This window comes from uncultured Microbacterium sp. (genome assembly GCF_947489255.1).
GTDB classification, from domain to species: domain Bacteria; phylum Actinomycetota; class Actinomycetes; order Actinomycetales; family Microbacteriaceae; genus Microbacterium; species Microbacterium phycohabitans.
Genome location: NZ_CANLCY010000001.1, coordinates 753,298 through 773,070 on the forward strand (window position 1 = coordinate 753,298; position 19,773 = coordinate 773,070).

At 69.9% G+C, this 19,773-nt stretch carries 22 protein-coding genes; 11 read left to right on the plus strand and 11 right to left on the minus strand.

All coding sequences use genetic code 11. The annotated features are described in order from the left end of the window. The first annotated feature begins 328 nt into the window (after positions 1–328). Together Q0818_RS03625 and Q0818_RS03630 are read left to right on the plus strand one after the other, a co-directional pair. A complete protein-coding gene (locus tag Q0818_RS03625; RefSeq protein WP_298871522.1) occupies positions 329–2,602 on the plus strand; it encodes a hypothetical protein in 2,274 nt (757 codons plus the stop codon). A 407-nt stretch (positions 2,603–3,009) separates the two neighbouring features. Next, positions 3,010–3,813, plus strand: a complete 804-nt coding sequence (locus Q0818_RS03630) for a formate/nitrite transporter family protein (protein WP_298871525.1) — start codon at positions 3,010–3,012, stop codon at positions 3,811–3,813. 48 nt (positions 3,814–3,861) lie between these two features. On the opposite strand, the gene Q0818_RS03635 is transcribed toward Q0818_RS03630, so the two are convergent. Beyond that, positions 3,862–5,124, minus strand: coding sequence for a multidrug effflux MFS transporter (locus tag Q0818_RS03635; RefSeq protein ID WP_298871528.1), 1,263 nt, complete (start codon positions 5,122–5,124; stop codon positions 3,862–3,864). A 46-nt stretch (positions 5,125–5,170) separates the two neighbouring features. Here Q0818_RS03635 and Q0818_RS03640 point away from each other — a divergent pair, with 46 nt between their 5' ends. Continuing rightward, positions 5,171–5,635 carry a MarR family winged helix-turn-helix transcriptional regulator gene (locus Q0818_RS03640; RefSeq protein WP_298871530.1) on the plus strand — a complete coding sequence of 155 codons (465 nt, stop codon included), beginning with the start codon at positions 5,171–5,173 and terminating at the stop codon, positions 5,633–5,635. A 100-nt stretch (positions 5,636–5,735) separates the two neighbouring features. Beyond that, the gene (locus tag Q0818_RS03645) at positions 5,736–5,993 is read left to right on the plus strand and encodes a nuclease (RefSeq protein WP_298871533.1); all 258 of its coding nucleotides are present in this window, start codon (positions 5,736–5,738) and stop codon (positions 5,991–5,993) included. Positions 5,994–6,040: 47 nt separating this feature from the next. On the opposite strand, the gene Q0818_RS03650 is transcribed toward Q0818_RS03645, so the two are convergent. Next, on the minus strand, positions 6,041–6,442 hold the full coding sequence (locus tag Q0818_RS03650; RefSeq protein ID WP_298871536.1) for an aldehyde dehydrogenase: 402 nt from the start codon (positions 6,440–6,442) through the stop codon (positions 6,041–6,043). Positions 6,443–6,688: 246 nt separating this feature from the next. Then, on the minus strand, positions 6,689–6,898 hold the full coding sequence (locus tag Q0818_RS03655; protein ID WP_298871538.1) for a DUF1653 domain-containing protein: 210 nt from the start codon (positions 6,896–6,898) through the stop codon (positions 6,689–6,691). A 147-nt stretch (positions 6,899–7,045) separates the two neighbouring features. Here Q0818_RS03655 and Q0818_RS03660 point away from each other — a divergent pair, with 147 nt between their 5' ends. Next, entirely contained in the window at positions 7,046–7,342 is a 297-nt protein-coding gene (locus tag Q0818_RS03660; RefSeq protein WP_298871541.1) for a hypothetical protein, read from the plus strand. A gap of 105 nt (positions 7,343–7,447) precedes the next feature. Beyond that, positions 7,448–8,863, plus strand: coding sequence for a carboxylesterase family protein (locus tag Q0818_RS03665; protein WP_298871543.1), 1,416 nt, complete (start codon positions 7,448–7,450; stop codon positions 8,861–8,863). Positions 8,864–8,904: 41 nt separating this feature from the next. On the opposite strand, the gene Q0818_RS03670 is transcribed toward Q0818_RS03665, so the two are convergent. Both Q0818_RS03670 and Q0818_RS03675 read right to left on the minus strand, forming a co-directional pair. After that, positions 8,905–9,366 (minus strand): SRPBCC family protein, encoded by a 462-nt coding sequence (locus Q0818_RS03670; protein ID WP_298871545.1) that lies wholly within the window; start codon positions 9,364–9,366, stop codon positions 8,905–8,907. A gap of 89 nt (positions 9,367–9,455) precedes the next feature. Further along, positions 9,456–9,956 (minus strand): small multidrug efflux protein, encoded by a 501-nt coding sequence (locus tag Q0818_RS03675; protein ID WP_298871547.1) that lies wholly within the window; start codon positions 9,954–9,956, stop codon positions 9,456–9,458. A gap of 210 nt (positions 9,957–10,166) precedes the next feature. Between Q0818_RS03675 and Q0818_RS03680 the strand changes: the two genes are divergently transcribed. From Q0818_RS03680 to Q0818_RS03690, 3 genes are all read left to right on the plus strand, one after another. Further along, entirely contained in the window at positions 10,167–10,439 is a 273-nt protein-coding gene (locus tag Q0818_RS03680; RefSeq protein ID WP_298871548.1) for a hypothetical protein, read from the plus strand. Between the two features lie 56 nt (positions 10,440–10,495). Further along, a complete protein-coding gene (locus Q0818_RS03685; RefSeq protein WP_298871550.1) occupies positions 10,496–10,885 on the plus strand; it encodes a hypothetical protein in 390 nt (129 codons plus the stop codon). Between the two features lie 98 nt (positions 10,886–10,983). Then, positions 10,984–11,292, plus strand: coding sequence for an antibiotic biosynthesis monooxygenase (locus Q0818_RS03690; RefSeq protein WP_298871551.1), 309 nt, complete (start codon positions 10,984–10,986; stop codon positions 11,290–11,292). Positions 11,293–11,346: 54 nt separating this feature from the next. On the opposite strand, the gene Q0818_RS03695 is transcribed toward Q0818_RS03690, so the two are convergent. From Q0818_RS03695 to Q0818_RS03720, 6 genes are all read right to left on the minus strand, one after another. Beyond that, the gene (locus Q0818_RS03695; protein WP_298871553.1) at positions 11,347–12,009 is read right to left on the minus strand and encodes a hypothetical protein; all 663 of its coding nucleotides are present in this window, start codon (positions 12,007–12,009) and stop codon (positions 11,347–11,349) included. A 242-nt stretch (positions 12,010–12,251) separates the two neighbouring features. Next, on the minus strand, positions 12,252–13,823 hold the full coding sequence (locus Q0818_RS03700) for a carbohydrate-binding domain-containing protein (RefSeq protein WP_298871555.1): 1,572 nt from the start codon (positions 13,821–13,823) through the stop codon (positions 12,252–12,254). Next, on the minus strand, positions 13,808–14,650 hold the full coding sequence (locus Q0818_RS03705; RefSeq protein WP_298871557.1) for a polyphosphate polymerase domain-containing protein: 843 nt from the start codon (positions 14,648–14,650) through the stop codon (positions 13,808–13,810). The genes Q0818_RS03700 and Q0818_RS03705 overlap by 16 nt, the downstream gene beginning before the upstream one ends. Further along, entirely contained in the window at positions 14,647–15,297 is a 651-nt protein-coding gene (locus Q0818_RS03710; RefSeq protein ID WP_298871559.1) for a DUF4956 domain-containing protein, read from the minus strand. The genes Q0818_RS03705 and Q0818_RS03710 overlap by 4 nt, the downstream gene beginning before the upstream one ends. Continuing rightward, positions 15,294–16,565 (minus strand): bifunctional glycosyltransferase family 2/GtrA family protein, encoded by a 1,272-nt coding sequence (locus Q0818_RS03715; RefSeq protein ID WP_298871561.1) that lies wholly within the window; start codon positions 16,563–16,565, stop codon positions 15,294–15,296. Before Q0818_RS03715 ends, Q0818_RS03710 begins: the two co-directional genes overlap by 4 nt. A 9-nt stretch (positions 16,566–16,574) precedes the next feature. Then, a complete protein-coding gene (locus tag Q0818_RS03720) occupies positions 16,575–17,615 on the minus strand; it encodes a phosphodiester glycosidase family protein (RefSeq protein ID WP_298871562.1) in 1,041 nt (346 codons plus the stop codon). Positions 17,616–17,997: 382 nt separating this feature from the next. Here Q0818_RS03720 and Q0818_RS03725 point away from each other — a divergent pair, with 382 nt between their 5' ends. Together Q0818_RS03725 and Q0818_RS03730 are read left to right on the plus strand one after the other, a co-directional pair. Then, on the plus strand, positions 17,998–19,158 hold the full coding sequence (locus Q0818_RS03725) for a histidine kinase (protein ID WP_298871563.1): 1,161 nt from the start codon (positions 17,998–18,000) through the stop codon (positions 19,156–19,158). Beyond that, positions 19,155–19,757 carry a response regulator transcription factor gene (locus Q0818_RS03730; RefSeq protein ID WP_298871565.1) on the plus strand — a complete coding sequence of 201 codons (603 nt, stop codon included), beginning with the start codon at positions 19,155–19,157 and terminating at the stop codon, positions 19,755–19,757. The genes Q0818_RS03725 and Q0818_RS03730 overlap by 4 nt, the downstream gene beginning before the upstream one ends. Positions 19,758–19,773 lie beyond the last annotated feature (16 nt).

Here is a 19,773-nt window from a genome sequence, read left to right on the forward strand (position 1 = left end):
TGCATAACGTCGGGTAGCGCTGTGAGTCGTCGCAGACGGGCGGTACCACATGGGATCTTTGACACGCCTAGCGTGTCGAAGTGGCTGAAACTGGGGCGCGGCTTGACTTAGCACTACCACGCCGAGACGTTGCGGCGGACTGGAAGGGACGGGCATGGTCGGGGCTGGAGCGAGTGGGGGCTCGGCACGGTTGGGGCGAGTGCTTGGTGATATCGATGTCGAGGACTTCGGGGACCCGGCGCAAGAACTGTCTCTATTCTCTGGCTGCGAGTCCGTCGCGGACGTGCGGTCAGTTCTGCGCGGGCAGGTGGAGCTTGAGACTTCAGCGATGCTCGACCTTGTTGCGGAGGCGGACGCGTTCGATGTAATCGAGCTGATGCGGATGCGTGAGTTCCCCCCGGTTCCTGATCCTCGAGTGACTATGCCAGGTGGTTCTGCGTTGGCCGTGGAGTTGGTCGCTGCCATGCTGCTCTCTCGTTCTAGTCGGAAGCCGAGCGATGTCCCGCGTGAGGAGACTCGTCCGCACGAGAAGATCGAGGAACTGCACGTACGTGCCAAGCGTCTTGCGCGGCTGGCGACGTACCGGCAGCAGTACGAGGCCTACCTCAGCGAGCATGTGCTGGCGCGTCTTGCGTCGGAGTACCAGGGTGCCGTGCTGAACATTCGCAATCTTCAGTACGACCACATCCGAGACGAGCAGGAGCGTCGTCTCTTCCAGCATCCCGTGGTCGAAGGACTCATGATTCAGTACCTGGGCTACGGATACGACGACGTGGTGGGGGTCCGTGATGCGCTGAAAGCTACTTCCGCAGATCGGATGACGAGTCTCCGTGATGAGACCGGCGACATCATGCTCGAATACCAGGGGGTCGCCCCGGAAGAAATGCCAGAACAAGTGATCGCCCGTTTCAGGGAAGCGATGATCGACTTCATTTTTCTGCCCGGGGAGCGGGCGACGATCCGCGCCAGCGAACTTGCTGAGGCTGGACTGCTAGACGAAGCCAACGTTCTCACCGTCCTGAACTCGTACTCGCAAGTCTTTGACGATTCGATCTCGGCGGGGACGAGAGTCTTCGATCTCCTCACGGCCACCAACCCGTTCCTGATGACTCCGCTCATTGCGGACGGCGCAGGCGGCTTTGTTTCTACGGTGAACGACCCAGGGCTCGACTCGCTGCGTCGTGTACTTGAGCGAGCACTCGCGCCGCACGCGTCCGACATGCGGCGCTACGATCAGCGGGCTCGGCAATCGGTGAGCGAGGGCCTTGCTATCGCAAGTCTTGAACGTGTTCTTGGGTGTGCGGCGCTTCATTCGGGATTCCCGTACTACGCGCCGAAGAAAGGACGGAGCGAGACTGAGCTCGACGCCGGATGCGACGACGTGAACCTCGTAGCGGACCGCGTCGAGGGAGACGGTCTCTTCTTGGTCGACGACGTCGCGATCGTTGTCGAGGTGAAGGCGAAGTCCGTCGCAAGTCAGTCTCGACGTGGCGACGTTCGCAGACTTGAATCCGATCTGAAGGCGACAGTCGGCGACGCAAACAATCAAGCCGTGCGACTGCAACGACTGATCGAACTGAACGGAGGCGTCTGGCTCACGCCGGACTCATGGCTAGACCTGTCGCAGGTCCGCGAGGTGCGTTCGGTCATCGTCTTACTGGACGATGTCGGTCCGCTCGGTGTCGCCATCGGAGATCTTCAGGCTGCTGGACTGCTCGCCGAGCGGCGGCCTCCGTGGGTTGCGTCATTGCATGATCTGATGGTGATCGCGGAGATCTGCGATCGGCCCAGTGAGTTTCTTCTGTATCTGCGACGCCGGACTGACAGCGGAGTCGCGACGTTCTACCGCGGGGCCGATGAACTCGATCTCTTCATGTTGTTCCTCGGCGGAGACCTATACGTCGACGATGATCCGGACGAAGTGCGGCGTGAACATGTGTCCGTCCCTCCAGCGAAGGCGCGGGTCAGAAGGCGGCGCGACGAGAGCGCAGTCGGGACGATGGTTGCCGATCACTGCCAACCGCTGAGCGAGTGGTACCTGCGTGATCAGATTCCCGAGTTTGAACCGCAACCCGCGAAACCATCTTTCAACATTGCCCAGGAGATCGTCCCGATCGTCGATGCGATCGCTGACCTGGGCGAGCCCGGCTGGTTACGCTGCACCACCGATCTGCTCGGCCTTGCCGGTGAAACGCAGACACGGCTTGCGAAAGCCATCCGAGAGTGTTGTCGGAGGACCTCCGCGGACGGCAGCTACCACGACATGCTTATGTCCTTCGCGGGCATGTGGGGGCATCCCACCGTGTTTGTTGGAGTAGCTCCAATGATCGGGAACAGCCTCGCCTTCCGCGCTCAGTTGTCTCAGTATGTGCGGGTCAAGGGGTACCAGCTGCAATCGGATCGCGCGTACGGTCTGCTTTTCAGTGCGGAAGAGGATCTTCTCGAGTTCATCTACCTGACGAATCCTCCGGGTTCCGATTCGGGTCTCGACCGATTGATAGAAGAGATGGGCCTGCAGCCTGTCGGGCGAGGCAGCAGGCCCACCCCGCCGTCTGCGCGTCGCCCAACGAAAAGGCTGCGTGGGAAGAAGAAGCGCCGCTAGCGCGGAGAGAATCGCAAAATCCCGGCCGTCATGCCTCCATGGTGCCGGTGACTCCCTCAGTATCTGTGACTCGGTGCTGCTTCGAGTCAGTGCTGTTCGCTCAGCAGCCGCTGCGCTGAGCGCCCGATCCAGATAAAAGCTGCAGGGCGCTTCGTCTCGCAGCAGAGCGTCAAGCTCGCCACTGTCTGATCGAGGGCAGTAGTGCGCAGATCACGGCGCGGCGGAACGACAGGGACGTCCAACGCCGAGCGAGGTCGGACGGGTGGAGTGCGAGTACCCGGAGTTGGCTGTGAACGGTGAGGTCGCGGGCGTCTCTGCCGTATCAACATGAGGCCGCTCACGCAGGCGGGTTGTGCGGCATCCCCGCATCAGTAACGGTGAGGCATGAACACACGACGAGCGCACCCGTGAGCGACGACCGCCGACGCCAGATCGGCGACTCCGACGAGGTCGTCGAAGACGAACTGGCCGAATCCTTCGACGCGACCATCACGGAGGGCGCGGAGCGACTCAACAGGCCGTGGCGCATCGTCCTGATCACCGGCTTCTTCGGCGGCCTCGAGGTGGGGTTGGGGGTCGCCGCCTACCTCGCGGTGCTGCACCAGACGGGGGATCACCTCCTCGCAGGCCTGGCGTTCAGCGCGGGGTTGATCGCGCTGTTCCTCGCGCACAGCGAGCTGTTCACCGAGAACTTCCTCATGCCTATCGCCGCCCTCGTCGCGCGAGAGGGCACGATCTGGCAACTGGCGCGTCTATGGGGCGGAACCCTCGTGGCGAACCTCGTCGGCGGGTGGGTGTTCATGGGGTTGCTCACCACCGCGTTCCCCGAGTGGCACGACACGCTCGCCGAGTCCGCCCACCATTACGTCGATGCTCCGTTCGGGTGGCAGAGCATCGTGCTCGCCGTGCTGGGCGGGAGCACCATCACGCTGATGACGCGGATGCAGCAGGGCACCCAGTCCGATCCCGCCAAGATCGTCGCGACGATCATCGGAGGTTTCCTGCTCGCCGGTCTCCAGCTGTTCCACTCGATCCTGGACTCGCTTCTCATCTTCGGAGCGATCCAATCGGGCGCCGACATCACCTACCTGCAGTGGCTGGGGTGGTTCGGGTACGTGCTGCTCTTCAACGTGCTCGGCGGGCTCTTACTCGTCACGGCTCTTCGTCTGTTGCGCACCAAGGAACTGCTCGAAAAGCGTCGCGCGGAGTGACGAGGTTCGCGCCGTCGACCCGAGTCGTCGATCTGTCCCGAGGAGGTCTCACCGACTCGCCGTGGTGCGCGTCACTGTTCCCTTCGAACGCCGCGTGACCACAAGGGCCACAACAGCAACCGCCGCAGACGCGAACATCACAATCGCCAACGGTGCGGCAGTCCCCTCGCCTCCCAAGCTCACCAACGGCGACACCAGCGCCGCGAGGCCGAACTGCAGGGCTCCGAGCACGGCCGAGGCGCTCCCGGCGATCTGCGGGACGGCGCCGAGCGCCAGGGCGGTCGCATTTCCGAACACCAGGCCCAGCGACCCGACGGCGGTGAAGAGCGGGACCGTGAGCCAGAAGACCGGCGCCCCGGAGAACACAAGCAGCGCGAAGGCGATCGTCGACGCGGTGACCAGTGCGATCCCGAGCGTCAGGACGCTCTCGACCGAGCGGGTGGCGGTGAGCTTCGGCGACAGGGCACTCACGACCACGAGCGCGAGCGCGTTCAGGCCGAACATCATCCCGTAGCCGACCGTGTCGAGTCCGAGCATGTTCTGGTACAGGAACGGCGAGGCCGAGATGTACGCCATCATCACCGCGAACCCGAAGGCGAACACGGCCGTGTATCCGAGGAAGGTCCGCGACCGGAGTGCCCGCAGGGGAGATCCGGATGCCACCCGCTCGGCGCGAAGCTCGTCTCGACGCGAGCGCAGGTGCGTCTCGCGCACCACCACGAGCACGGCGACGAGCATGACGATCGACAGCCCCAGCACGATGGCCAGCAGCCCGCGCCAGCCGATCGGACCGGTGAGCACGCCGCCGAGGAGCGGGGCGACGACCGGAGCGACGCCGCCGACGATCATCATGAGCGAGAAAGCGCGCGCAGCGGCCTTGCCGGTCGACAGGTCTGAGATGACGGCACGGCCGATGACCATGCCCGCGGCCCCGCCGAGACCCTGGAAGAGACGTGCGGCGACGAGCACGGCGACGTTCGGGGCGAAGACCGCGACCGCGCTCGCAATGACGCACAGAACGGCTCCGGCCACGAGGGGCGGGACGCGACCGAACCGGTCGGAGAGGGGACCGAAGACGAGCTGCCCGGCGGTCACGCCGACGAGGAACGCCGTCAGCGTCAGCTGCACGGTCGTGGCCGAGGTCGCGAGCTCGGTGGTCATCTGCGGGAACGCCGGAAGGTAGAGGTCGGTCGCGAAGGGCGCGACGGCGCTCAGCAGACCGAGCACCAGCAGGAGCGGTGTCGTGATGCCGCTCGATCGAGAGGGGAGGGATGCTGCTGGGGTTCGCAAGGAATCGGTGTCGGTCGCCATAGTTATGAAAGCATAACTGATGTCATCCGGCTGGTACAGTCGGCCCGTGGCCCCCGCGATCTCCGACGACGCTCTCGCCGAGTTCGCCGACGTCGTGATGCGCATCGCGCGCGACATCGATCCGAACGGTCCGCACGCACCCGACATCGTTCCGCTCACCGGAACGGAAGCCCTCGTCATGAGATGGGTGCACCACAACCCCGGCGCCTCACCGAGCGCGGTGGCCGCAGCCACGGCGCTGCAGCGCAGCAATTGCAGCGTCGCGCTGAGCTCGCTCGTCGCGAAGGGCATGATCGAGCGCCAGACCGCCCCGGATGACGCGCGTGTGGTGCGCCTGCGGCCCACCGCCCTGGCGGACGAGAGCGTGCAGAAGCTTCACGCCTACTGGGCCGATCGCCTGCGCGTCGCACTCGACGGCGACGACGCCGGGGTCGAGGCGGCGGCCGTCTTGCTCGCGCGCATCGAGGAAGGATTGCGCCGCGGTGACGCCCTGGAGTCGTCCGCCCGCTGAGACTCCGCCCCGGTGTTACGCCCCACTACGCCCCAGATCGCCCGACCCCTCGGCATCCTGTAGCTTCATCTCACCAACCCCTCCGAAGGCAGGTGAAGCCATGTCCCGCACGATCTCGTCGACAGTCCACCCGATCCAGCGCTGCATGGCGGCCTCGAACCCGTCTGCGTGGTGGGACGGCCTCGTCATCGAGGCCGACGGCTCAACCGCGATCGTGGCGCTGCTCGACGGCACCACGGTGCAGCTGCGGATCGTCGGCCCGGCCGTCGACATGGCGGTGGGGGAGCCCGTGGCGTACCACCCGGTCGCGGAGCTGCTCAGCGCGTCGGCGATCCTCACGACCGCACGCGCCGCATAGCCGAGCGGCCGCCGACGAAACGTCAGCGGCCGCGCGAAGAACGGAACTCAGGCGGACATCGAGGCCATCATGGCCTCGCACTTCATGACCATGTCGTCGCAGGCCATCGCGCAGTAGCGGCACATCTCGTCCATGTCGGCGTGTGCGCGGCATTCGGCGGCGCAGGCCTTGCCCATGGTCATGCAGGCGGTCATCATGGCGCTCATCACGTCCATGTTCATCCCGGCCGGACGCATCATCATGTGCATCGTCGCCTGTGCCATCTCGACCATGTTCGAACACATCGCGCAACAGGTCGCCATCTCGGCGCCGTGCATCATGTCGCTGCCGGCGCACATCGCCGCGGCCATCGCGCAGGCGTTCAGCGACTGCATGCATTCCTGCATGGCATCCATGTCCATGGTCATCTCGCCCATGTGCATCGACTTCATCATGGCCATCGTGTCCATTGCTTCTCCCGTGTGCTCGTCGTGACGGAGGGACCGGATGCCGCGGAGGGACTCCGGCGTACCGCGATGCTACGCGGGGTCGCGGCCGCGAGACAGTGCTCACAGCAGGTTGATCGGGTGGTGTAGAGGTACGTGGGCTCCACATCCTTGCCCGGCCGTGCCCAACGTCAGCGATGCGTGCAACCTCAGCGCGGATCGGTGAATGCCAACGGAGTTCGTGCGCGTCGCGGAGTTTCTGCACGCGGGCTACACGATGCGCCGGAACCTCGGCCCCGAGTAGCCGTCTCGATCGACCGTCCCGGTGAACATCTCGACAGGGCGCACCCAGTAGGAGTAGTCGTCGTAGAGCTTGCGGTAGGAGACGAAGACCTCTTCGGTCTCGGAATGCCGGGTCGTTCCGAACACCTCGTATCGCTGTCCCTTGAAGTGTTCGTAGATGCCGGGTTCGACGTTCATGGGCGTTCCGTTCCTCGCCTCACGGGTGATCGGCGCGAAAGCCGAGTATGCCAGCGGTGCGATGGCCTCGCGCGGGCGTCCCTATTCTTTGCGTTTGCTGAGTGGCAGACTTCAGTCACACACCGCTGTGACCCGAAGGAGCGGGAGATGTTCTCGCTGCGCCGTTCCGCCAAGGCCCCGACATGGAAGCAGGTCGAGGACGACTTCGTGATGGGCGCCTGCTCGCGCCGACTGTTCGGGTACATCAGTCGTGACCTCGACGGGGTGTGGACGGCGTTCGACGAAGAAGCCCGTGTCGTCGCCGCGGGACCGGACCTCGCCGACGTGGCGGAGGCGCTGTGGGCGGGGCACCTCGCGGCGCATGACGAGCAGTGCGAACCCGTGGGCGAGATCCCGTGGTGGCGCCGAGTCGCGCGCAAGCGCGGGATGCCGGCATCCCCCTGATCGCGCCCGGCCATCCGCCGGGGTGTGCGTCGTGTCTTCGGCATCCAGAAGCGTGCGGCGCTCCTCTCGGGGGAGATGCACGACGCGGCCCGTAGACTCCGGCGCATGTCGCGTCCTGTCATCGTCACCGAAACGGGCCCCGTCGGCGGATCGTCCGCCGAGCGCGTCGAGCGCTACCTCGGCATCCCGTACGCCGCAGCTCCGACCGGGGCGAGACGGTTCGCGCTTCCTGCGCCGGTGGAACCCTGGGATGCCGTGCGCGAAGCTACGGAGTTCGGTCCGACCTCACCTCAGTCGCCGTATCCGGGCGCGACCGGCGAGCTGTTGGCATCCACGATCATTCCCGGCGACGACGTGCTCACCGTCAACGTGTGGCGACCGGAGGATGCCGAGGGCGCGGCCGTCATGCTGTGGTTCCACGGCGGTGCGCTCGAGCGGGGCACGGCGGCGCTCAGCACCTACGACGGCACCCCGTTCGCCCGCGACGGCGTCGTGTTCGTCTCGGCCAACTACCGGCTCGGAGCCGAGGGGTTCTCGGTGCTGCCCGACGCGCCGCGCAACCTCGGCCTCGCCGACGCCGCGGAGGCGCTGCGCTGGACGCACCGCAACATCGCGCGGTTCGGCGGGGACCCCGCGCGCATCACGATCTTCGGGGAATCCGCCGGGGGAGCGGTCGTGGCCGCCCTGCTCTCGCGCGACGACCTGCGTCCGTTGATCGCCGGGGCGATCATCGAGTCCGGCCCCCTCGACGCCGAGACTCCCCAGCGCGCGGCGCGGCCGATCCGCGGGATCGCGCGCGCCCTCGGTGTCGATGCGACGGCGGCGGCGCTGCGCGAGGTCGCGCCGGAGCGGCTCGTGGCGGCCCGCGACCGACTCGCCGCCCGGTCGACGCCGCTGCGGGGGACCCCCGGCTTCACCGCCGCGATCGACCCCCTGACCCTTCCGGACTCGCCGCGGCGCGCTCTCGTCACGGCCGATGTTCCCGTGCTGATCGGCACGAATACCGACGAATACCGCCTCTGGTACCCGCCCGCGGCGCTCGCCCGGCTCACGCGGCGCACGTACGCCGTCCTAGCGCTCGCGAAACGCCTCCCGCGCGGGGTGTGGGCGGCCTACCGCCGGGCCCTACCGGATGCCTCGGCGGGCGAGATCATCGGGCAGGTGCTGACCGATCAGATCCTGCGCGCGCCCGCCGTCGAGGTCGCACGCTCCCGCACCGCCCCCACCTTCGTCTACGAGTTCGCGTGGCAGAGCCCGGTGCGCGACCTGCGCGCGGCGCACGCGCTCGAGATCGGGTTCGTTTTCGATGCCTTGAACGACGCGGCCGGACAGCGGATGACGGGACCCGCCGCCCCGCGGGAACTCGCGCAGCGCATGCACGCCGACTGGATCCGCTTCGCCGAGACGGGGGATCCGGGGTGGACCGCCTTCGCGGACGGCGGGCGCGTCCGGCGATACGACACCGTGACGAGCGACGTCGAATTGCCGCGTGCTGAGGCGTTGGCGGCGTTGATGCGCTGAGTGGAGACCGGCTCGCGATCTCGCGTGCGTCGGGCCGCTCTTCACGTGATCCCCTTCTCCGTGAAGGATGCGGCGAGGTGGGCGTTTCGTCGTGCGATGAGCCGGCGCAGGTACGGCACGAGGATCAGGCGCTCGGCGATGATTCCGAAGACGGGCGAGGCCAGGTCGATGGTGTCGGTCATCGTCGTCCCGCCGTCGGGAGTCTCGTCGAACCGGTGCTCGTGCCGGAACGAACGGAAAGGGCCCTGCGTCTGTTCATCGACGAACCGTGTCGGTTCGTCCATCTCCGAGATGCGAGCGGTCATGGTGAGCCAGATGCCCCCGTGGCGGGCCCGGAACGTGACCGTGTCGCCGAGCTGCATCGGCCCCTCGGTCACGCCGGCAATGGCGCTCTCCCTGCTGCCGTGCATCGAGGCGACGTGTGCGCCGATGTCGCGCGCGAGGTCGAACACCGCGGCGGGACTCGCCGCGATGTCGGTTCGAAGGGTGAAACGGGAGGGCACGACGTCATCCTCCTCGCTTTCGCGTCCGGGTGATCCAGGGTCGGCGGCGTTGCTCTGACCCCGGCCCCGGCCCGGGCCCGGCTCGCGGCTCAGGCGGCGATGCGGATCAGCCCCAGGGCGATCGTGGTGATCCCCGCCGTCCACAGCGCGATCGCCAGCGCCTGCCAGCCGATCACCCGCGCGGGCGAGACCCCGGTCGAGGTGAGCGCCGCGGCGGTGAACTGGGTGGGCAGCAGCAGGGGGCCGAGCAGGCTCACCCCGGGCGTCCCGTACCGGTGGTACGCCTTCTCGAACTTCTCTCGACGCGCCGTCGGAGCCTTCGCGGGCGCGCCGCGGCGGGTCGTGACGGCAGCGCGGACGCGCGAGGTCGCCAGCACGACGACGGCGACGCAGAGGAAGTTGCCGACCGCGCCGGCCAGCGCGGCGATGACCGGGTGGATGCCGCCGATGATGCCGATCGTGGCGGCGCCCTCTCCCTCGATGAAGGGCACGGCGCCCGCGAGCGCGACGATGAGCGGCTGCACGAGATCGGGCACGTCGGCGACGAGGCCTTGGAATCCGAGGACGAGATCGGTGACGGGGTTCGACATGGAAGCTCCTGGGGGATGAGTCCGCGGGGTGTTCCGCGATGAATCCATCCCATCGGCGACGCGCGCACGGCGGCAGTGTTGTGGTGTCACGGCCGCTCGGGACGATGTATCGGTGGGCCCCTGACGAATGTCACGGGCGTCGCCGACTTTCCTCGGAGGAGCTCGGGCGCGTATCGTCGTCGGTTCATCGCCGCGAGGAGGGGGCATCGCATGGGGGCGTTCGGCTGGATCGAGTGGGTGTTCTGGGCGGCGATCGCCGTCGGCGTGATCGTGCGGCTCGTCGTCGTTCTGCGTCGACGGGGGAGAAGAGGACGCGAGGCCCTGCGATCGGCCTTCGGTCCGGTCGTGGACGCGGGTGCCGTGCAATCGGCGGCCTACGGATGGACGCCGTCGTCGTCGACCGATCTGCCCGCCGCCTACGGCACGGTGCAGACGGGCGAGGTTGACGACCGCCCGCGCGACCTGCCCGAGCGGCGGGCATAGCCGATCGATAGGCGCGCGTAGGGCGAGGTCAGGGTGCGCGCTCCACACTCGGCGGCATGACCACGATCGACCCCGTCCCGACCACCCCGCCCGCTGACGCGCAGAAGACGCCGGTGAAACGTCGCGTGCCGCTCACGCGCCGCCTCGTCGCCGGCATCGGCGCCGGTGCGCTCGTCGTCGGCCTGCTCGTCGGGGGCGGCGCCGGTTTCGCGATCGGCAACGCCTCGGGCGCGAACGCGGCGACCTCGGGCACGATGCCCGGATTCGGCACCGGCACCCCGCCGCAGATGGGCGGCGAGCGGCCCGACTTCGGCGACGGCACCCCTCCCCAGATGGGCGAGGGCGGTCCCGACGGAACGACCGACGGATCCACCGACGGCTCGACGGACGGCTCGACGGACGGCTCGACGGACGGATCGACCGGGGACTCCGGCACCACCAGCTGACCGGTCGGGCCACGGCATCCTGTCGTCTGTCGGGGATCCGGTGCCACGTGGCAGGGATCGGGCGGCGGGCGAGCGCCGCGCCTCCTACCCTCGGACGCATGATCATCCGCGTCTCGGAAGCCCACGTCCGCGAAGGGATGCACGAGGAGTTCCTCGCCCGTCTGCACGAGCTCGTGTCGACGTTCCCCGCGACCCATGCCGGGATGGTGCGACACGAGGTGCTCGTCGACGACGCCGATCCTCGACGCGTGCAGTACGTCAGCGCGTGGGCCGACGCCTCCGCGCTCGTGGGCTACGCGGGTGCCGAGTGGCGCACGCGTCCCGTCACCTTTCCCGACGAGGAGCGCTTCCTCACCCGCCCGCTCGAGCTGCGGCACTTCGTCACCGTCGACCTCGACCCCGCGTGAGGCGGGCGGCGGCGCCATCGACCGGGGGTCTGGCGCGGAGCGCGGGCCGTCCGCTCACGTGGCGAGATCGTCCAGCCACGACGATCGCAGACGCAGCGCCCGTTCGACGCCGGCCAGCACGACGACGACCGTGACCCCCGCATTCGCCGCGGGCGGAAGGGTCAGCGGCGACGTGAACGAGCCGAGGGAGTCGGCGATCAGAGGGATCTGCGAAAGGGTCGCGAGCAGCTGCGGGACCGCGATGGCCGCCCCGACGATGACGACGGCCAGCGACAGGATGCCGACCACCCGGCTCGCACGCGGATGATCGCGGTCGAAGGCGGCCCGGCGTCCCTCCGCCGAGCGGGGATGCGGGACCAGCTGACGCTCGTCGCCCACCGCCGGGACGAAGTGGCACCGGCGGAGGCCGAAGGTGCCGACCGCGACCTCGACGTGACCCCCGGGTACCGCGAACCGCGCGGGCAGGCGCGACACCGAGGCCAGCGCGCCGTCGCGATACAGGCGTGCACGCACCGTGCCGTCGGCGTGGTCGCCGAGCTGATGCACGTCGACGGTGAACTCCGTCGCCGAGCCGGTGGCATCCGGTATCGACAGTGACAGCTGCGAGCGGCTCAGCGCCTGCCACCACCGGAACGGCGCGAGCGGTCGGCCGTCCCCCTCCTTCGCGCGCCGTTCGGCGAGCCGCGCGCGCAGAGAACGGGGGCGCGGGGCCGTCACAGCAGGACCTCGCTGAGGGGGAAGACGAGGTAGCGCTGCAAGACGTCCAGGGCGAACGGGCGACGCCAGAACGGCGTGCGCGCAGTGGTGGAGGAGGACACGGTCCCATCGCACTCGTATTCGGGGCGAAGCGGCAGTGCCGCGGTGTCACGACGGGGCATGACATCGGTCAGGGGGTGGCACGCGCGACGGCCGCGATCCGAGGGGAGGAACCCCGGGCCGCGGCCGTCGATCGTGATGTCTCAGCGTCGTCCGCCCATGCCACCTCCCATCCCGCCCGCGATGGCCTCGCCCGCGGTCGCCGAGGTCGAGGTGCCGTCCACGGTCACCGTGTACGCCTGGCCGTCGGTGATCGCCGACGACGAGAACACGACCGATCCGAAGGTCTTCGTGGCGGTGTACTCGGCGATGACGGTGCCGGCGGCATCCGTGATCTGCACCGTCGATCCGGCCGAGCCCGACACGGTCGCGGCGAGCCAGCCCTGCCCCGACGACTCGTCGGGCGACTCGGCCATGCCGGTGCTCCCGATCGCGACGAGGGTGCCGCCCGTGACGGTGATCCCGCCGTTGGAGTCGAGGGCGCCGTTGTTCTGCGCGGTGGGTCCGAAGACGGTGACGTCGCCACCGGTCATCTCGATCGTCCCGTTGGAGTCGAGACCGTCGCCGTCGGCGTCGACCACGAGGGTGCCGCCCGAGATGGCGAGGGTCTCCCCACTGTCCTGCATGCCGCCGCCGCCCATGCCGCCGTCGGTGGAGGCGGTGTTGCCCGAGGCGTTGACGCCGTCGTCGGACGACGTGATCCGTGCGACGCCGCCCGCGATGCGGATGTCGGCCGACTCGATCCCCTCGTACGACCGGGTGATCGTCACGTCGCCGCCGGCGATGGCCAGCGCCGTCTCGGAATGGATGCCGTCATCCTCGGTCGCCAGAGACACGGTGCCCCCGGTGATGACCGCGTCGGTCCACGCGTCGATGCCATCGTCGGCCGCGGTGGCGTCGATCGTGCCGCCGGCGATCCAGACGTATCCCCGGGTGGCGTCGTCCTCCTGGTCGCTCTTGAGGGCGTCGCCGCCCGCGGTGAGGGTGAGGGTGCCGTCCTTCACGACGAGCGAGTCCTTGCCGCGGAGGGCGTCGTCGGCGGCATCCACCGTGATCGTGCCGCCGATGATCGCGAGGTCGTCGGTGGCCGAGATGCCGTCGTTGCCGGTGTCGGTGACCGTCAGCGCCCCGGAGCCGGAGACGGTGAGGTCGCTGTCGGCGTAGATCGCAGCGCTCGCGTCGGCGTCGGCGGAGCTGGTCGCGGTGACGGAGTTGGTGGAACCGGCGGCCAGGCTGATCGCGACGTCGTCGGCCGTGACCACCTGGATCGCCGAACCCGAGACGTTCTCGATCTCGGCGCCGTCGAGCACGAGCACCACCTGCGCGTCGTCGGGGGCGGCGACGACCACCTGCCCGTCGAGGGTCCCGGTGAGGCGGTACACCCCGGCGGCCGTGACCGTGACGGTCGATCCGTCGACGGTGACCCCCGCCGAGTCGCTCGACGCGGTGGTGCCCGAGAGCGTGATGGTCTCGGCATCCGCGAGGTTCCACTCGTCGTCGCGCACGACCGTGCCGTCGGCGTTCGCCGAGAGCAGCTCGGCGGCGGCCGCGGGGATCGTGGAGTCGACCTCGGCGATGGTCTCGGTCGTCGAGGTGACGCTCGATTCCGACGCGGACGAGGTGGTCGCGCCCGGCTGGGCGGTCACGGCGCAGCCGGCGAGCACGAGGCCCGCGAGGGCGAGGGGGAGGGCGAGGGGGATCAGGCGGCGGCGCATGGCGTGTCCTTTCGAGCGGCGCGGGCGGGGGAGAGGGATGCCGGTGAGGCGAAGGGGCCCGAGAGCACCCGGGTCCAGCGGTTGCGGGGGAGGTCGGCGCGCAGCGCCGCCATGCCGGTGGCGTACTTGCTGACGCGCTGCGGACGATGGCCCGCGCGCCAGAGGGCGCGGTCGAGGGCGCCCGCCTGGCCCGGCGACTTCGTCTCGACGATCGCGAAGCGCGGCAGAGCGAAGCCTCCGCCGTCGGCGGCGATCCATCGCAGGTCGAGGTCGACCGTGGCGCGAGAGGGGATCGCCCCGGGAAGCAGCAGCGTGGTGCGGCGGTACAGGGTCTGCAGTCGCGCGTCGAGGTCGTCGGCGCGGGCCGGCTCCACCCCGATCGCCCCGAGGGCCTCGGCCACGTCGTCGCGGGCCTCGGCCGTGAGCCGGTCGGCGGCGTCGAGGTCGTAGGCGTCGCGGTCCTTGCGGGTGAGGCCGCGGGCTCCGCGCGTCTTCATCTCCAGGAACGCCGCCCCCGTGTCGAGGTAGGTGCGCGTGCGCAGCTTGAAGCGGCGGCGGCGGCCGTGGGCGGCGAGGCGGAAGCTCAGCAGATCGGGGGTGTCGAAGTACACCGAGCGGTACGCGAGCTCGCGCTCGCCCTCGATCTCGAGCGCCGCCGGGGCGTCGACGGAGCGCTGGAGGTCGTGGAGGAGGGATGCCGCGGCATCCATCGGCACGACGTACTTGCGGTCGACGCGGGTGAACAGCGCGGCCTCGGTCGTGAGGGCGTCGAGACCGACCGCGGGCAGGGCCGCGATGGCGCTCGTGGCGCGGTCGCGGGCGGTCACCGGGAGCCGCCGATCAGGTCGGCGAAGCTCGCCTCGCCGGTGCGGTGGTCGGTCCTCTCCGTCCCGAGCGTCGGTCGCGATGCGGCGACCGCCGTCGGTGCCGGTCGCACGCGGTAGCGCACGTCGACCAGTGTGGTGTCGTCGACCAGGTCGAGCTGCTGCACGGTGACGCCGGTCACGTCGGCGCCGAGCAGGCGCTCGAGCTCGGCGCGCAGCTCGGTCTCGTCGGCGATCGCGCGGTCGAGGTGCACCGTCTGGTGACGGGCCCGCGACAGCACGCGCGGGTGGTCGGCCACGGCGAGCACCGCGACGATGAGTCCGACCAGCAGCAGGGGGGTGGCGAGATCGGCGGCGGGCAGACCGCAGATGAGGCCGATCGCGAGCGCCGCGAAGTAGTACGCCACCTCGCGCTGCGTGATCTCGCTCGAGCGCAGGCGGATGATCGACAGAACCCCGAACAGGCCGAGCCCGAGGCCCAGGGCCACCTCGGCGGTGCCGAGCACGGTGGCCACCGCCAGCACGCCGACGTTCACGCCGAGGAAGGCGACGACGAGGTCGCGCCGACGGTGGCGCTGGAAGTAGACGGCGCTGAGCAGCACGGCGGCGACGAGGTCGGCCGCGGCCAGGATCAGGGCGGTGGTGGTCATGGAGTGCTCCTTGCGGGGGTGGGGGAAGAGGGATCGGGGGTTCCGGGGCGGAGGAGGCTGAGCCTGTCGAAGCCTCCGGGGGTGTGGTGGGTGGCGGTCCCTTCGACAGGCTCAGGGACCTGGGGTGCGTGCTCAGGAACCTGGGGCGCGGGGCCGGGGACCTGGGGTGCGGGGTCGGGGGCGTCGGGGGCGTCGGGGGTGGGCGGCGACGGCCGGGGGACCGGAGTGCGCGCCGGGGACCCGGCATCCGTTCGGGGGAAGACGAGGGCGCGCTGCACGCCGTAGCTGAGGACGAACAGCACCCCCTCGGTCACGACCTTCGCGGGCAGGAGTGCGAGACCGTTGTCGGTGAGGAACGACATCCATGCGATGTTGGATGCCAGCAGCGCGAGGGCCAGGACGCCGTAGCGGACCGCCTGACCGAGCATCGGCCCCTCGCCGGCGCGGAAGACCACGCGGCGGTTGACGACGAAGTTCGCGGTGGCCGACAGCACGCGGGCGGCGATGATCGAGGGCACGAGCCACCCCGTCAGGGCCTGCAGCACGAGCAGCGCCACCGTGTCGACGACGAACGCCGCGAGCGACGACGACGCGAACAACAGCACCGGCAGCAGCACCCGCAGCGAATCGCGCACGGGGCGGAAGTGGCTCGAGGAATTGCGCTCGAGGTACACCGTGTCGATCGGCACCTCGTGCGCGGCCACGGCATCCGGTCCCAGGCGCAGCAGCATCCGCTGCTCGTACTCGAAGCCCTCACCCGGGATGCCGAGCACCCAGTCCAGGCGATCCGCGGGGATGCCGCGGAGCCCGGTCTGCGTGTCGCTGACGCGCCGACCCGTGGCCAGGCGGAACAGCCCCCGGGCTGCGGCGTTGCCCACGCGGCTGCGCAGGGGCACCGCCCCGTCGAAGCCGCGGACGCCCAGCACGAGCGCGCTGCGCCCATCGGCGGCGTCGGTGCGCAGGGCCTCGGCCACGCGGCAGACGTCGGTGGGCGCGTGCTGCCCGTCGGCGTCGGCGGTGACCACGTCGGCATCCGGATCGTGGGCGGCGATGTGGGCGAAGCCCGTCTTCAGCGCCGCGCCCTTGCCGCGGTTGTCGGGGTGGGTGAGCACGCGTGCGCCGGCATCGCCGACCGCGGCGAAGACCGGCTCGAACGACGGCCCGCTGCCGTCGTCGACGACGAGCACCTCGAGGTCGGGGTCGGCGGCGCGGAGCTCGCGCACGAGCCCCGGCAGGCGCGGGCCCGGCTCGTAGGCGGGGATGAGCACGAACACCGCTCAGCCCGCCACGTAGAGGATGTCGCTGGTGGCGCGCTCGCCGCCGTTGGACGGGGAGTTGACCACCTGCCCGTTGAAGTACATGGTCGACGAGCCGCCTCCGTCGAGGTTGTAGGCGGTGGTCGCGCCGAGCGAGAGCATGATGTCGGCGAGCTCGGGGAGCGTCGCTCCCGCGCTGTAGCCCTCCTGGCGACCGTCGACCACGACGAAGACGAGGTGGTTGTCGTCGATCACCCCGACCGCGGTGCGCGGCTGGTCGCCCTGGATCGAGTGGTTGCCGACATTCGTGTCGACCTCGACGCTCTCGATCCCGTCGACGACCTGCCCGCCCTCGACGATCGCCGGCCCGAAGCTGAGCGTGTTCCAGACCCCGGATGCCAGCAGCTCGGCGGCCGTGGTCTGCGTCTCGTCGTACACCTCGACGTGCCCGTCGGTGTAGAACGCCAGGCCCTCGCGGGCGCCCTCGTCGCGATACACGACGCCGTTGCGGATCTCGATACCGGTGGAGCGGAAGCCGTAGTAGTCGCCGTTGATCGCGAAGACCGCGCCGTTGGCCTCGGCGATCTCGCTCGTGGTCTGCGTGATGTTCTCGCCGAACTGGTTGTTGGCGAAGGCGGAGCGCAGCGCGGTCGCGTCGCTCAGGATGACGTCGGCGACGTAGTACGTGACCGTGCTCGAGCCGGTGCCGGTGGTCATCGTCGCCAGGGTCACCGACGTCGAGCCGTCGTCGAAGGTGGAATCGGTGATGATCGGCGCGGTGGCGTCGGCGGGCGCGGCTCCGTCGGCGCTGGAGGCGTCGGTGGTCGTCGACACGCTCGAGTGCTCGGCCTCGTAAGCGGCGACGTCGGTCACCTCGACGTGGGGGATCAGGAAGCGGTCGGCTGCCCACCACGCCGCGCCGCCCGCGCCGAGGACGACGACGAGCCCCGCCGCCAGGAACGTGCGACGGGCAACCCGGCGGGCGGACGGGGCGCCGGTCGTGCCGACCTCGGGTGCCGGGCCGGACGGGTCGGTTTCGGGGGAGCGGTCTGCGGGGTGCATGGCTCCAGAGAAGGCGCCCCGCCCTCACCGCGCCTGGGGCGGTCCCTATCCGCCGCCAAGAAGAGCTATGCGAGGGCGATGAGTTATCGAGCCGGACGTGGGGAGCGACGCGCGAGCGGGGCTCCGGTCCGTCGACAGGCTCAGGGACCTGCGGCGGGTTTCGGTCCCTTCGGCAGGCTCAGGGACCTGCGGCGGGCTGCGGTCCCTTCGACAGGCTCAGGGACCGCGGCGGGTTTCGGTTCCTTCGACAGGCTCAGGGACCTGCGGCGGGTTTCGGTCCCGTCACCCCGCTCGCAGCCGCGAGGTGGCTGAGCTCGTCGGAGCCACCGGGGGATGGCTCCGCCCCACCCGTGACGAATGTCACGGCCGTACAGTGGCCCGGGTGAGCACACCCACCGCCGCCTACGCCCGCGACGTGCGCGTCACGTGGTGGTACACCGCGTCGTCGATCCTGTTCCTCCACGTCTTCGCGGCCCTCATCTGGTCGCTCGCGGTGTTCGTCGGTGGCACCCCGGCCGCCCTCGTGCTGAATCTGGCCGGGGTCGCCGGGTCGACGGCATCCGCCGTGCTGCTGCTCGTGCGCTATCGCCGCGAGCCCCTCGGCGACGCCGACGACACCGCCCGCCGCCCCATGTGGCCGCTCGTCGCGCTCGGGATCGCCGCGGCGGCCGCGATGGGCGTGTCGGCCGGGTCGGTGCTGCTCGGCGTCGGTTTCGCCGCGCAGACGCTGTGTCTCGTGCGATGGCCCGGCGGGGTGCGCCTCCGACTCGCGGTGCTGTCGATCGTGGTGATCGTCGTGGTGTGGTTCGTCGACGCGATCCGCGTGAACCCGCAGGGGTACATCGCGGTCTTCACGCTGCCGTTCTTCGTCGCCCTGCTTCCGGTGCTGACGGCGACTTCGCTGTGGTGGTGGGACATCGTGCGCGAACTCGACCGCGCCCGCCGCGCCGAGGGACGACTCGCCGCCGCCCAGGAACGCCTGCGGCTCGCGGGCGACCTGCACGACCTGCAGGGCCATCACCTGCAGGTCATCGCCCTGCAGCTCGAGCTCGCCGAGAAGATGATGACGCGCGACCCCGAGGCCGCGGTCGAGCAGGTGCGCGCGGCGCGCGTGAGCGTCGACGACGCCCGCCGCGGCACCCGCGACCTCGCGGCGCGTTTCCGCGGAGTGCCGCTGCCCGACGAACTCGCCAACGCCGCCGACCTGCTTCGCGCCGCCGGTCTCACCGTCGAGCTGCTCGTCGACACCGCCGCCGACCGCGCCCCCGCCGACGTGCTCGGCCCGATCGTGCGGGAGTCCACCACGAACGTGCTCAAGCACGGCGGCGGGATCTCGGCATCCCTCTCCCTCTCCCGACACGAGGGGGCGTGGGTGCTCGTCGTCGACAACGATTCGCGCGGCGCGGCGTCTCCCGTCGGCGACGGCGCGGGGCTCTCCGGGATCGCAGAGCGGGTGGGAGCGGTGGGGGGAACCATGGATGCCACCCGCCTCGACGATCGCTTCCGCCTCACCGTCCGTGTTCCCGAGGGGGTCTCCGCATGATCCGCGTGCTCATCGCCGACGACGAGGACATGATCCGTACCGCCCTCGCCGCGCTCCTGCGCCTGGAGGACGACCTCGAGGTCGTGGCCGAGTGCCGCGACGGCGAGACTGCGCTCGCCGAGGCCGAGCGACTGCGCCCCGACGTGTGCCTGCTCGACCTCGAGATGCCCGGACTCGACGGCGTCGACACCGCGGCCCGCATCCGCCGACGCGTGCCCGCGCGCTGCGTGATCGTCACGCGCCACGCCCGGCCCGGGGTGCTGCGGAGGGCGTTGAGCGCCGGAGTCGACGGGTTCCTGCCGAAGTCCCGGCCGGCGGATGACGTGGCCGCGGTCATCCGCGAGGTCGCGGCCGGGCGCCGCTACGTCGACCCCGAGATCGCCGCGGACGCACTCAGCGACGAACGCAGCCCCCTCACCGACCGCGAGCTCGACGTGCTGCGGGCGGGGGCGCGGGGCGAGACGGTCGCCGAGATCGCGGCGGCGCTGCACCTGTCGGCGGGAACGGTGCGCAACCACGTCTCGTCGGTGCTCGGAAAGCTCGGGCTCGCGAGTCGTCAGCAGGCGACGATCCACGCGCGCGAGCGGGGGTGGATCTGAGGGTCGACGGGGATGA